Raw genomic sequence first — 13,479 nt, forward strand, 5'->3', positions numbered from 1 at the left:
GGCGACACCACGCAGGGAAAGTCCTCCGAACGAGCGGCGGCGAGCACGGTGTTGGTGACCCCGGCCCCCTCTTCCGGTATGCGGTCCGGGCTACGGCTGAGCTCGGTCCGAGTGGGTTCGCTGCTGACCGACTGCCAGCGTGAGTGCCGTCGGCCGCAGTCCGGGTGAGCTCGCGGTGAGGGTGACGCGGCCCGGCCTCTTCGCGGGCCGGAGGATCGCGAGTGCCTGCCCGTGCCAGGTGTGGCGGCGTGGTTGCCGGAAGCTGTCGACGTTGTGCGGATTGCCGTTGCCCACGGCGGCGAGCTCACCCGCGCCGTGTACCCGGAACGTCACCTCGAGCGTCGCGTCAGGGACGAGACGGCCGTGGCTGTCGGTCACTTCGACGAGCACGTGCGCGAGGTCGTCGCGGCTCGTGGTGAGATCCGTGACGTCCGAAACGAGCCGCAACGCGGCCGGAGCGCCCACCGTCCCGAGCGTCGTCCGGCCGATCTCCTCGCCGTCGCGGCCGGCGACCGCCGTCAACTCGCCAGGGGCGTACGGCACGGTGAACGTGGCCATGGAACGTTCGGGAGTCGCGGCGCCGCCCGGGACCTCGGCACCGTTGAGCAGCAACCGCACACGGTCGCCCGGCGTGTAGACATGAACCGTCATCGGGCGGCCGGGCTCGACGTCCCAGGTCCAGCTCGCCAACTCGTCGAAGTAGCCCCACCAGACGGCTACTTGCTCGGTCCCCGGCAGCGTCGGACGCTCCACCAGCATCTCCACGGGGCTGACGCCCGACACGGCCGCCCGCCAGCGGTTCTGCGGTTTACGCCGGCCGATCAGATCGAGGTCCCCGCAGTTCCCCTGGAAGTAGGGATACGGGTAGCCGAAGCCGCCCCAGGAGTGGTGCAGCGTCCGGGCGATCGACCATCCGGGCATGACGTCCTGGTCGCCGATGCCCGCGGCCGTGCCCTCGGGTGCCATCGGCGTCTTGCCGATCCCGGACTCTCCGAGATAGTCCCAGGCGGCCCAGACCCAGTTCCCCGCGGCCCACGTGTGGTCGTTCACGAACTTCGTGTCCTGGTGGATCGTCGCGGGAAAGCCCTCGCTCTGGGTCATCGCCCGCTCGGGGTGGGCGTCGTGCAGGGGCCCGTAGCCCTTGCCGTTCGCGTTGTAGTGCACGTCGCCCACATCGACGTAACTCCAGGACGGATCGTCCGCGCTGAAGGTCGAGCCGCCGCCCAGGGTGATCGGGCGGGTTCGGTCGAGGGAACGCAGGCGATCCGCCAGCTGTGCGCCCCGCTGTCCGTTCGTCCTGTCGGTGATCTCGTTTCCCAGGGACCAGATCACCACGCTGGGGTGGTTGCGGTCCCGCAGCACCGCGCTGGTCAGGTCCCGCTCCCACCATTCGGGGAAGTACACGGAATAGTCCTGGGGGTTCTTGCCCGTGTCCCACACGTCGAAGAACTCGTCCATCACGAGCATGCCGAGCCGGTCGCAGGCGTCGAGCAGAGCGGGTGTCGGCGGATTGTGGGCGGTGCGCAGGGCGTTGAAGCCGGCCGCCTGGAGGATCTCGACCCGGCGTTCCTCCGAGCGGCCGAGCGCGACGGCCCCCATCGGCCCGTGGTCGTGGTGGACACACCCACCGGTGATCTTGAGCGGTTCGCCGTTGAGCAGGAAGCCCACCTGGCCGTTCCACACCAGTGAGCGGATCCCGAACCGGACGGTGACGGTGTCGACGACCCTGCCGCGCACCAGCACTTCGGCGCATGCGGTGTAGAGGTTCGGTGAGCCGGGGGACCACAGCGCGGCCCGCTCGATCGGGATGTCGAGCGACGAGCCGGCCGTGACGCCCGATCCGACACTCCGTGCGGGCGCGTGTCGCGTGGCCACGACGTGCCCGCGCGGGTCGAGGACCGTGACCCGTACGGACGCCCTGGCGGGCCGTGCGCCGAGGTTGGCGACCGACACCTCCACGTGAGCGACCGAGCGGCGCTCGCTCACCTCGGGCGTCGTCACGTGAACGCCCCAGAGCGGGATCCGCACGGGCCCCGTCACGGTGAGCCACGTATGCCGGTAGATCCCCGATCCCGAGTACCAGCGGCTGTTCTGGCCGCTGTTGTCGACCCGGACGGCGAGTACGTTCGGTCCCGTCGGGTTCAGGTGTGGGGTCAGATCGTAGGCGAACGCCGTGTAGCCGTAAGGGTGGAAGCCCAGGTGTACGCCGTTGAGCCAGACGTCCGCCTTCTGGTAGACGCCGTCGAAGCGCAGCTCGACCTGTGGCCCGCCCGCGTCGAAGCCCGACGTGGAACGACCGCCGCCGAGCTCCGGCACCCTGAAGTGCTTGCGATACCAGCCGATGCCGCCCACCGTGTATCCGGTCGAGCCGCCGTTCTGACTGTTCTTCGTGTCGAACGGGCCTATCACCTGGGGAGGTTCGGGCGCCGACGGGTCGGGTTCCTTGAGCACGAGGAGGGACGGGTCGCTGGTCGCTGCGCCGTCGGTGGAGGTGGCGTACGGGAGGTCCTCGATGCTCCAGTCGTGCGGAAGGTCGAGCGCCCGCCAGGAACCGTCGTCGAAGGACGGGTCCGCGGCGTCGCTCGTGTCGCCGCGGAAGAAGAGCCACCCTTCGTCGAACGACCACTCCCTGGCCCACCCGACCCGGGCCGGACCGTCCTGATCGGCCGCTGCGGCCGGCGGGTCGAACGCGAGCGCTGCCGTGCCCACGGCGACCGTGCCCAGTTGCAGAGCCCGACGCCGTGATACGTCGCCACTCAGGGCGCCGCGCGAGTCCTCGATCGCGTCGTCACCGGCCCGCTTCTCAGCGCCGCCGCCGCGCCGCTGGTCCTTCATCGTCATGTCGCCCACCCCACCCAGTGATTCGGCATTTCGAACAGAAGTCAGTATGTTGAACTGTCGCAGACATGACAGAACTAGAGGGGCGGAGCCGCCGAGTCAAGACGGCGAAGGACGAGCACCTCTCGTCGGAAGGCTCCATGGGGCTTCGGCCGGACGATCGTGGGAGCTGGGGCATGCTGGCAGGATGGGGGCCATGCCGAAGGAACTGCTGCTGGTCAGAGCCCGTGGGCTGTGGGAGGGCCTGGCCCGGGTGCCGGTGTCGTTCGCGCCGACGGGTGGTGTGAACGTGGTGGTCTCCGCGGAGTCCGGGCTGTGCCCCGTCGGCTGGGTCGTAGTGGTCGCCCTGGGCGGGTCGGCGATCGTGACCGTGCCGAGCGAGAGCGCCGCCGTGACCGTTCGCGACGCTGTGGCGGGTCTGCCGGTGGGAGACGTCGTGGATGGCGTCGCGGTCCGGGAGGTGCTGCCCGTGGCCCGGGTGCTGGGGCCGGCAGCGCTTTCTTACGTGTCTCCGGAGGCTTTTCGTCCGGTGGAAGCCGGTGCGGCGACGGTGGAGCGACTGCCGGCCGGCCACCCCGAACTGCGGCAGCTGGAGCGGGCGGCAGGTCGTGAGGACGCCGGCGAGGCCGCACTGGACGAGAGCACGTCGCCCGTGTTCGTGATCCGAGAACATGGGCAGGTGGTTGCCGCTGCCGGGTATCGGGCCTGGCCGAGTCGGACCGCGCACATCGGCGTGCTGACGGCGCCGGGAGCGCGAGGACGCGGGCTGGCACGGGTGACGGGCTCGGCGACGGTCGAGCATGCCCTCGCTGCCGGACTCCTGCCGCAATGGCGCGCGCGGCCTCCCGCCTCCCGGCGTGTCGCCGCCGTACTGGGTTTCGAGGAGCTGGGCTCCCAACTCAGCGTTGAGATCGCCGGTTGAGATCGCCTGGGAGCGGTCGACGGCCGTTCTCGGGCCGCCCGTACCGGCGTCGCACGGCCAGGCCTGGGCGACGACCCGCGTCTACGAGGGTGCGTTGTCCCGGCGCTGTTCCGCCGGTGCCGGGCCGGCCGCAGCGGGCGGTCGGCTCTGCGGCGCGTTGTCCTGGGCGGGGCGCGTCCCGCCGCGTAGGGCCGAGGCGAGGGCGGAGACCAGCGCCATGCCCGCGGCGACGCTGAAGACGATGGCCAGTCCGTGGTGGAACGGGCCGGAGACCAGTTGCGGGAAGAAGGTGTGACCGGTCAGGGTGGCGTGCTGGGCCGCCGTGAGGTGGGTGAGGGTACCGCCGGATCCGAGCAGGTGCCCGATGGGGTTGTTGCCGAGGAACGTGGCGAACAACGTGCTCACCGGGGGTAGCGACGCGGCGTGCTCGGCGGTGCCGGCCGGTACGCCGTGCGCCTGGAGTCCGCTGCTGAGCGCCGCGGGCAGGGATGAGGCCAGTCCGGAGACCATCAGGGAGAAGAACACACCGATGGACAGAGCGGTGCCCGAGTTCTGGAACGTGGAGCGCATGCCCGAGGCGACGCCCCGGTACTCGGGCGGCACGCTGCCCATGATCGAGGACGTGTTCGGCGCGGAGAACATGCCCTGGCCCAGCCCGTTGAGCAGGAGCAGCGTCGCGAAGAGCCCGTAGTCGAAGTTGATGGGCAGCGCGAGCAGCCCGAGGAAGGACACCGCGACGACGACCAGTCCGGCCGTGGAGAACATCCGGGCGCCGAACCGGTCCGACAGGTAGCCCGAGACAGGGCCCGCGATCAGGAAGCCGAGCGTCAACGGCAGCATGAAGATGCCCGCCCACAGCGGGGTGTCCTCGAACGCGTAGCCGTGCAGGGGCAGCCAGATGCCCTGCAGCCAGATGATGAGCATGAACTGCAGCCCGCCGCGTGCGATCGCGGTCAGCAGCGCCGCCAGGTTGCCCGCGGCGAACGCCCGTATCTTGAACAGCGACAGGGTGAACATGGGGTCGGCGACGCGCGACTCGACGTAGCAGAAGAGCAGCAGCAGTACGACGCCGCCGATCAGGCCGCTGAGCACCCACGGATTTCCCCAGCCGGTGGCGTCGGAGCCGTAGGGCTGGATGCCGTAGGTGATGCCGGCCAGCAGGATTCCGGCGCCCGCGGCGAAGGTGATGTTGCCCAGCCAGTCGATGCGTCCGGGGCGCCCCGCCGCGGTCTCGCGCAGGCTCAGGTACGACCAGATGGTCCCGGTGATGCTGATCGGCACGCTCACCCAGAACACCGCGCGCCAGTCGACGGCGGCGAGGAGGCCACCGGCGAGCAGGCCGAGGAACTGGCCGGCGAGCGCGGTGATCTGGTTGATGCCGAGGGCCATGCCGCGCTGCCGGGTGGGGAAGGCGTCGGTGAGGATCGCGGCCGAGTTGGCGGTGAGCATGGAGCCGCCGAAGGCCTGCACGATGCGCCAGAGAATCAGCCACATCGCGCCGGCGCCGGCCCGGAAGGGGTCGAGGGACAGCGCGACGGAGGCACACGCGAAGATGAGGAAACCGAGGTTGTAGATCTTGACCCGGCCGTACATGTCGCCGAGTCGGCCGAGGACGACGACGAGCACGGCCGACACCAGGAGATAGCCCAGGATCATCCAGAGCAGATAGCCGATGTTGCCGGGCGCGAGCGGGTCGAGCCCGATCCCGCGGAAGATCGCGGGCAGCGAGATGATCACGATGGAGGCGTCCATCGTGGCGATCAGCACACCGAGCGTGGTGTTGGACAGGGCGACCCACTTGTAGCCGGGGCCCGCGGGGGTGTCCTTCCGGCGCGTCCAGCGCGAGGTGGGCGCGGTCACAGCCGTTCCGCCAGTCGGTCGAGGAGGGGCAGGGCCGACGCGAGTGCCCCGCGCTCCTCCGGGGTGAACTCGTCGAGGACGGCCGAGAGCCGGTGTACGGACTCGGAGCGCCGCTCCGCCAGCATGGCCCGTCCTTCCTCGGTGATCGCCACGATGATCCGTCGCCCGTCCGCCGCGTCGGGGCCACGACCGACGAGCCCGCGCTGTTCGAGTACGGCGAGCGTGCTGGCCATCGCCTGCGGCCGTACGCGTTCCAGGTCGGCGAGGGATCCCGGGGAACTGGGGCCGTCGGCGGCGAGCCGCGCGAGCACCGAAACACCGGAGAGTGACACGTCCCCCACGGCGTGGGCCTGGCGCAGTCGCCGGGTCATCCGGCCCACGGCGAGGCGAAGGTCGGAGGCGAGCCGGACGGTGTCGCTCGGTCCGTGGGGGTGATCGGTACCTGCTTCTCTATCCACCTGCACAAGTACTAACAATAGTTTTATCAGTCTGGACTGGCCAATCAAATGTTAGTAATGACCGGACGGGCGATCCCCGGCGACGGCAGGTGATCCCCGACGGCGACACTCCGCTTCCCGTGTGCCCGCACTGCCGCGGCGCACCCTCTGTCGCGTCCGAATGATTGAACGTACTCTGACAAGTCATAGAACTTCGGGCGTGATTGACTGGGGGAGCCGTCATGTCCTGGGACAACAACGGCCCGCGCGCCGGATTTGTCGTACCGCCGATGCCGAGCACACCGCCGCCCGCTCCGGCTGACGGGCCCCGAGCGGCCGCGGTGGCCCTGCTGAACCTGTGCGGACTGGGCCTGGGTTACGCGCTGGTGCGCCGTCGGGGACTCATGGCGCTGTGCTGGGTCGCGACCGCGCTGCTGCTCTTGGTGGCCCTCCCCGCGGACCCGGACGGCGTCCCGGCCGCAGCCGTTGTCGCCTACTTGGTCTTCCTCGGTCTCGCGGCCGTTCATGGTGCGGTCGTGGGGTTGCGGACCCGTCTGGTGTGGCCACCGCGCGCCTGGCTCGCGATCGCGCTCGGGGTCGTCCTTCTGGCCGTGCCGACCGGAGGCGTCGCCCTGTACGACGGCGCGCGTGACGACGCCACCGAGGCGATGCTCATGGACCGGCTGGAGCGGGCGGACAAGCTCGTCCAGACCGCCGGCAAACAGCCGTTCGCGACGGCGGAGGCCGACTACCGCCGGGCCCTGGCGGTCTATCAAGGCCTGCGCGGCGACCATCCCGGCTCCCGCGCGGCAGCCCGGGTCCCCGACCGGCTCAAGACGTACTACGCCACAGTCGGTGCGCCCTACGACCAGAAGAACTACTGCGACGCCATAGCGCCCCTGAAGTACCTGCGCACCGTACCGAGGACCATGGGCAAGCGGGCACTCGGAGCACTGTCCACCTGGCCCGACGATCGGCTGGCGACCTCGCTCTACGAGTGCGCGTCGACGTCGCTGAGCGGCGGCGAGGCGGACTGGACCACGCACTTCAGCGATCTCCTGACGACGTTCCCGCGGTCCGCGGCGGCCGCGAAGGTGGAGCCGACCGTCAAAACGGCCGTCGACAAGGCCGTGAGACAGGTGGCCGGCGGCGATCCCTGCACGGCCGTCCAGCACCTCAACAGCCTGGGTACCCAGGTCCGTGCGCTGCCCGGAGAAGAGGCGGGTGTGGCCGCGGACCTCGGCAAGGACGCCGACCGGGCCGACAGGACCGCGGACTCGGGTACGTACGCCTGCGGAGTGGACCAGTACAAGGACGGGCGCTTCGACGAGGCCGTCACCACGATGAACGACTTCGTCAAGAACCATCCGCACCACACGAACCGAGCCCGCGCCCAGAAGATCGCCATCGCGGCGGAAATCGCCCAGACGGTGCCCGCCGCGGGCAAGAGACTGCCCACGACGGCATCCGGCGGCAGTATCTCCGTCACCGTCAAGAACGACAGTCCCGACGACATCACCGTGATGTACACGGGGCCGGTGACGGGAAGCTTCCCTCTCAAGGCCTGCGGGAGTTGCTCGTCCTACTCCCTCGCCAGCACGCTCGTGCGAGGCTTCACACCGTGCAACGACAGCGGGAAGAAATATCCGCAACGGACCATCCGACTGCCCGCGGGCACCACGTACTTCGTGCACAAGGCCCGGAGCGGAACCGGGAAGTCCCCGGCCTCGGACACGGCCAAGCTGAGGTCCGGCTACATCTACACCGAGTGCGCCTACACGACGAGCTTCGGCTACTGAGGCCCCGGCGTGTGGAAGGGGCGTGGGCCCGGCTGATCGCGACGCTCTCGGCCGGTGCGCCGGGAACCCGCGTCGCGGTCGTCCACGGCCGACTCGGAGACCGACCGCAAGGAGAGGTGCATCGTGACGGACGAGCAGAGCGAGGTGCCGGACAGCACCGCGGTGCGCGTCGCCCTCTGGCGGGCGATGCACGTGCGGGTCGACTCGTCGCCCTACGTGATCGAGGACGAGATCGGGCTGCGACTGGCGGCACCTGAGGAAGGATGGTGGCTCCGCCCGGACATGGACCCGCGGGGCACCAGCGGGTTCCGGGCGGCCATCGTGGCCCGAGCCCGTTTCATCGAGGACCTGGTGGCCGAACAGGCCGGCCACGGCGTCGCCCAGTACGTCGTGCTGGGCGCCGGTCTGGACACCTTCGCCCAGCGCAGGCCCGAGATCGCCGCCCGTCTGAGGGTGTTCGAGATCGACCAGCCGGGCACCCAGGCCTGGAAGCGCCGACGCCTGATCGAACTCGGCTACGGGATCCCCGACCGGCTGCGACTCGTGCCGGTCGACTTCGAGGCGGGTGCGGACTGGTGGGAGCAACTGTCCGACGCCGGCTTCGATCCCGGCCGGCCGACGGTCGTCGCCTGCACCGGCGTCACCATGTACCTCACCAAAGACGCCATCGCGGCGACCCTGCGGCGGCTCGCCCTGCTCGCCCCGGGCTCGACGCTCGCCATGACCTTCATGCTGCCGGCCGAACTCGTCGATGACGCAGACCGCCCCGCACTCGAGGCGACCAAGCCACGGGCGCAAGCGGCCGGAACGCCGTCCATCAGCTTCTATGCCCCGCAGGAGATGGTGGCGCTGGCCCGTCACGCCGGCTTCAAGGACGTCCACCACGTGCCGGGGACCGTCCTCGCCGAACGCTACTTCGCCGATCGGACCGACGGCCTTCGCCCGTCGAGCGGAGAAGATCTGTTGTTGGCCACTACCTGACGGGTGGTCGCATGGCCGGTGACGTGAGGTTCGAGCCCGATCTCTACCGCGGTACGGCCGGATACTACGGCCGGTTCCGGCTTCCCTACCCCGACGTGATGATCGCCGATCTCGTACGCCGGACAGCCCCCTCGGGAAGGGGGCGCCTGCTCGACCTGGCATGCGGCACCGGCCAACTCGCCTTCCCGCTGCGCGACTCGTTCGCGGACGTGTGGTGCGTGGACGCCGAACCCGGCATGACCGAAGCGGTCCGCGCCAAGGCGATCACCGTCGGCGCGGCCCACATGCGTACGATCACCGTCGGCGCCGAGGATCTGCCCGCCGGGCCGGACAGTTTCCAGTCGATCGTCATCGGCAATGCCTTCCACCGGCTCCGCCGCGCCGCGGTCGCCGGACTCGCCCACACCTGGCTCAGGCCAGGAGGCTGCCTCGCACTGTGCTGGTCGACCTCCCCCTGGGCGGGCTCCCAGGACTGGCAGCGGGCGCTCGCCGGCGTGCTGCGAACATGGCGGAACGCCCTCGGCGCGGCCGGACGCGTTCCGCCCGGCTGGGACCAGCCGAGGCAGCGGGACCCTGACCACGACGTGTTGTCCCGTGCCGGGTTCGAGCCCGCCGGACGCCACGAGTTCTCGGTCGAGCACCACTGGACGAACCGTGAACTCGCCGGGCACATCCGGTCGACATCGTTCCTGCCGCCGCCGGTGCTCGCGGACCACGCCGCCGCCTTCGACGCCGAACTCACCGCCGGACTCAGCCGCCACACGGCCGACGACCGCCTCACCGAGACGGTCGGCTTCGCCTACGAACTGGCCCGCAAGCCGGCACGGGCGTGACAGCCGACGGGCGACGGTGGTGGGTTGTGAAGTGCTTCAGCAGGGCGCCGGCTCGTCGAGGAGGGCGCGGGCGAGACGGTGCAGCTCGTCGTCGTCCTTCCACGTGAGGCGACGCGGAGAGGTGGCACAGAGCTGGAAGACGACCACATCGCCTCGGTCGTCCTGCGCCGCGACGGCATGCCCGACCTGGCGGCACACATCACCGGAGGGACGTTCCTCATCGCCGGGCCCGACCTGACCGACCTGCCGGAGCGCGGCCCCGTCACGGCCGCGCTGGTCGCCCGGGATTACTCCGGAAACGTACGCGAAGGGCTTCCCCACCAGGAGCAGGACTGACGCGACCGCACGGGAAGGACGTGGACGAGTACGTGCAGATGCGGCGCGTGGACGTCGTAGGGGGCGTGAGGGAGCACTCGGGCAGCGTGCCATTACTTCCCCCCACGCCCCTTTTGCCTTCTATATCCGTTCGCCTAGCGTGGTGCCGTACGACCACCGCCGGGTCCGGACCGCGACGCGGGGGCGGTCGGCGTGAACAGGGGGGTGGGGACGATCAACAGCAGAATGGCACGCCCACGGGGTCGGCGCTCTCGGGCGCGCGGGGTTCTGGGATGCGTCGCGGCTGTCTGCGCGGTGCTCATGCTGAGCACGGCGCCGGCACAGGCCGGGCAGCACCAGGACGCCAACGAGTACGCGATATGGAACTTCCACGGTGCCAAGGGGTTCTGGAACATCGACCAGCGGGTGCAGATCACCCAGAAGGCGAACCACTCGTACTGGGCCATGATGTGGGACTTCACGGCCACACCGGGCAACGGCGGGTACATGGGCCTGCAGACCGACGGGACGCGCTTCAATCACACGACCGGTGAGACGGCGATCTTCTCCCTGTGGAACGCCAACGCCAGCAGGGGGAGCTGCGGGGCGTTCGGCGGCGAGGGGACGGGGCTCAGTTGCCGGCTCGCTTATGCCATCGACCGGCAGGCCGACTACCGGCTTCGGGTGTGGCGCCTGAACGCGGACTCGGGAGGGCAGTGGTGGGGCGCGTGGATCCAGAACATGAAGACGGGCGTCGACACCGCCGTCGGAAGTCTCCGGGTGCCGCGCGATCAGACCCTGCTCGGCGTCCCGTCCAACTTCAGCGAGTACTTCGGCACCGCCGTCGCCTGCGACAAGGTGCCCCAGTCGGTCGCCTACTTCACCCAGCCCGCGGCGAACGCACAGGGCAACGGCACCTACCGATACGGCTCCACGTATGCACGATCGACCCGTGGCCGTTGCACGGGCGGAAACGTGCAGCTGGTCGACCTGGGGTGGACGAAGGCCGCCAAGGTGACGCTCGGCGGACGGTGACGTCCCGCTGGGGCGCCGCCCCACCGTGGCCCAGCGCGAACCGGGAGTGCCGGTGAGGGAGCTCGCGTGGCGGAGACCGGGTTCCTTGTGCCGGCGCGCGGCTGACCGGGTGAGCTGGGGCAGTCGATGGCCCCGCGCCTGATGGGTGGGCGCGGGGCCATGCGGTGGGGTGGAACTACAGGGCGGTCGCGGCGCCCTGAAGGTTCTTGGCGGCCAGCGCCAGTCCCTCGGTCTGGGAGTAGGCGGCGTCCTCGTGTTCTATGTTCACGGCCATGTCCGGGTCGATCTCGGCGAGGGCGCGCAGGAACTCGGTCCAGTAGGCGACGTCGTGTCCGACGCCGACGGCGACGAACTTCCACGCCGGGTTCTCGGGCCAGGCGTTGCACCAGAACCCGTAGCCGGTGGGCACCTTGCCCGGCGCGTCGGCGGGCACGCGGGTGAACGAGGTGTCCAGCACGCCACGGATGTCGGCGCCGGGGCAGAGCGTCGCGTCCTTGGCCGCGGCGTGGAACACCAGCGGACCCAGCCACTCGATGCAGGCGATGACGTCCATGCCCTGCCACATCAGGTGTGAGGGGTCCATCTCTGCGCCCACGTTCGTCGCGCCGGTCTCGTCGACGAGCCGCTTCAGGGTGACCGGGGAGAACACCAGGTTGTGCGGGTGCATCTCGATGGCGACCCGGACGTCGTTCTCCCGGGCCAGCGCGTCGATCTCCTTCCAGAACTCGACGGCTACGCCCCACTGGTAGTCCAGGACGTCCATGTAGACGCCGTCCCAGGGGTTGACGACCCAGGACGGGTACTTCGCGTCGGGGTCGGAGCCCGGTGTGCCGGACATGGTCACCACGTGCCTCACACCGAGCAGGGCGGCGAGGCGGATGGCGCGGCGCAGGTCGTCGGCGTGCTTCGGGCCGACGCCGGGGAGCGGGTTGAGCGGGTTGCCGTTGCAGTTGAGGCCGGTCAGCTCCATCCCGCGGTCGGCGAAGGTCGCCAGGTACTCCTCGCGCGCGGTGGCCGAGGACAGCAGCAGGTCGACCGGGCAGTGGGGGGACGGAATGAAGCCGCCGGTGTTGACCTCCACGGAGGTCAGGCCGTTCTCCTTAAGGATGTCGAGGGCCTCGGTGAGAGGGCGGTCGTGCAGACAGGCGGTGTAGGCGCCGAGCTTGAGGGCCATGTGGGTGCTCCTTGGACGCGGGTGGGGGTCAGGCGGTCAGGCGGCGGGCGGAACCGTGACGGCGGCGCCACCGCCCAGGGAGGACTCGACGACGGCCCGGATGATCTTCATGGTCCGCAGCGCGTCGGCGAAGGTGGCGCAGGCCGGCAGCGGCTCGGCGACGCTCGCGACCTGGTCGAGGAAGGCCCGGGCCTGGTAGGTGAAGTTGTCGGCGTTGCTGGCACCCACGCCCGGCGCCTCCATCGGGACCCCGCCCGCGAAGTACGGCAGTTGCGGGCCGGCGATGATCTGGCGCGCGCCTCGGGTACGAGCCTCGGGCTGGGCGTCGTCGAAGAGGTACTCGGCGGGCCGGTGCTGGTCGAACGCGGCGCGGCCACCGACGCCCAGGATGTCGAAGGACAGCCCGTTGGGCAGGCCGAAGCCGGTGCGTGTCACCGAGAAGGTGCCGATGAGACCGGACTCGAAGCGGGCGGTGAAGGAGGCGGTGTCCTCGTTCTCGACCTCACCGAACTCGTCGGAGACGGGAGCCGCGTTGTGCCCCACGACCGCGCCCAGCGGCAGGGGCCGCTTGGGGATCTGCGTCGTCAGCGAGGCACCGGAGACCGAGGCGATGGGCCCCGCGACGTACTCGGCGGCGTCGATGACGTGCGAGCCGATGTCCCCGAGCGCACCGGAACCGAGGCCGCCCTTGAATCGCCAGCTCAGCGGCCCGTTCGGGTCGGTCGCGTAGTCGCACCAGTAGCGGCCGCTGAACAGGGTCGGGTCACCCAGCTCGCCACGCCGGACGTGCTCGCGGATCGCGGCGATGGCGGGGGAGCGGCGGAAGGTGTACCCGACGGCGGTCACGACATCGGCGGTGCGTTCCAACTCGGCCATGGCGCGGGCGTCCTCCATCGACCCGGCAAGCGGCTTCTCGCACAGCACGTGCTTGCCCGCGGCGACCAGTGCCTCGGCGATCGGCCGGTGCAGCGCGTTGCCGACGACGATGCTGACGGCGTCGATCGCCGGGTCCTCGGCGACGGCCTCCCAGCTCGGGAGTGCCTTCTCGAAGCCGTAGCGGCGGGCGGCGTCCTCGCCGAGTTCGACGTTGGCATCGGCGATCGCGGCGAGCCGGACCGGCGGCAGACCGACGCCGAAGACCGTGTTGACGTTGCGGTAGCCGGCGGCGTGGCTGCGCCCTGCCATACCGGCGCCGATGACCGCGACGGAGAGGGGTTTGGCGGACGTGGTCATGGGGGTGCCTCTCTCAAGGAAGGTTCACAAGGAAGGTTCACAAGGAAGGAAG

General features: G+C 70.3%; 11 protein-coding genes. 6 read left to right on the top strand and 5 right to left on the bottom strand.

Features of this window, described 5'->3' with window-relative positions:
- Nucleotides 1–90 precede the first annotated feature (90 nt).
- Nucleotides 91–2,841, bottom strand: coding sequence for a glycoside hydrolase family 2 TIM barrel-domain containing protein (locus tag ACZ7M2_RS28325; RefSeq protein WP_471597662.1), 2,751 nt, complete (start codon nt 2,839–2,841; stop codon nt 91–93).
- A 193-nt stretch (nt 2,842–3,034) separates the two neighbouring features.
- Between ACZ7M2_RS28325 and ACZ7M2_RS28330 the strand changes: the two genes are divergently transcribed.
- Nucleotides 3,035–3,760 (top strand): GNAT family N-acetyltransferase, encoded by a 726-nt coding sequence (locus ACZ7M2_RS28330; RefSeq protein WP_471597663.1) that lies wholly within the window; start codon nt 3,035–3,037, stop codon nt 3,758–3,760.
- Between the two features lie 81 nt (nt 3,761–3,841).
- Here ACZ7M2_RS28330 and ACZ7M2_RS28335 read toward each other — a convergent pair whose 3' ends face one another.
- Both ACZ7M2_RS28335 and ACZ7M2_RS28340 read right to left on the bottom strand, forming a co-directional pair.
- Nucleotides 3,842–5,512: an MFS transporter gene (locus ACZ7M2_RS28335; protein WP_471597825.1), complete on the bottom strand. Its 1,671-nt coding sequence runs from the start codon at nt 5,510–5,512 to the stop codon at nt 3,842–3,844.
- A 104-nt stretch (nt 5,513–5,616) separates the two neighbouring features.
- Complete coding sequence (locus ACZ7M2_RS28340; RefSeq protein WP_471597664.1) at nt 5,617–6,078, bottom strand: MarR family winged helix-turn-helix transcriptional regulator; 462 nt, start codon at nt 6,076–6,078, stop codon at nt 5,617–5,619.
- A gap of 221 nt (nt 6,079–6,299) precedes the next feature.
- Between ACZ7M2_RS28340 and ACZ7M2_RS28345 the strand changes: the two genes are divergently transcribed.
- The 5 genes from ACZ7M2_RS28345 to ACZ7M2_RS28365 all read left to right on the top strand — a co-directional run bounded on the left by ACZ7M2_RS28345 (nt 6,300) and on the right by ACZ7M2_RS28365 (nt 11,020).
- On the top strand, nt 6,300–7,856 hold the full coding sequence (locus tag ACZ7M2_RS28345; RefSeq protein WP_471597665.1) for a hypothetical protein: 1,557 nt from the start codon (nt 6,300–6,302) through the stop codon (nt 7,854–7,856).
- Nucleotides 7,857–7,979: 123 nt separating this feature from the next.
- Nucleotides 7,980–8,837 carry a class I SAM-dependent methyltransferase gene (locus ACZ7M2_RS28350; protein ID WP_471597666.1) on the top strand — a complete coding sequence of 286 codons (858 nt, stop codon included), beginning with the start codon at nt 7,980–7,982 and terminating at the stop codon, nt 8,835–8,837.
- 11 nt (nt 8,838–8,848) lie between these two features.
- Complete coding sequence (locus ACZ7M2_RS28355; protein WP_471597667.1) at nt 8,849–9,670, top strand: class I SAM-dependent methyltransferase; 822 nt, start codon at nt 8,849–8,851, stop codon at nt 9,668–9,670.
- Nucleotides 9,671–9,748: 78 nt separating this feature from the next.
- On the top strand, nt 9,749–10,006 hold the full coding sequence (locus tag ACZ7M2_RS28360; RefSeq protein WP_471597668.1) for a hypothetical protein: 258 nt from the start codon (nt 9,749–9,751) through the stop codon (nt 10,004–10,006).
- Between the two features lie 300 nt (nt 10,007–10,306).
- Nucleotides 10,307–11,020, top strand: a complete 714-nt coding sequence (locus tag ACZ7M2_RS28365; RefSeq protein ID WP_471597669.1) for a DUF3472 domain-containing protein — start codon at nt 10,307–10,309, stop codon at nt 11,018–11,020.
- Nucleotides 11,021–11,195: 175 nt separating this feature from the next.
- On the opposite strand, the gene ACZ7M2_RS28370 is transcribed toward ACZ7M2_RS28365, so the two are convergent.
- Together ACZ7M2_RS28370 and ACZ7M2_RS28375 are read right to left on the bottom strand one after the other, a co-directional pair.
- A complete protein-coding gene (locus ACZ7M2_RS28370) occupies nt 11,196–12,194 on the bottom strand; it encodes a sugar phosphate isomerase/epimerase family protein (RefSeq protein WP_471597670.1) in 999 nt (332 codons plus the stop codon).
- Between the two features lie 36 nt (nt 12,195–12,230).
- Nucleotides 12,231–13,427: a Gfo/Idh/MocA family protein gene (locus ACZ7M2_RS28375; protein WP_471597671.1), complete on the bottom strand. Its 1,197-nt coding sequence runs from the start codon at nt 13,425–13,427 to the stop codon at nt 12,231–12,233.
- Nucleotides 13,428–13,479: the final 52 nt, after the last annotated feature.

Source organism: Streptomyces sp. NPDC111507 (assembly GCF_055638955.1).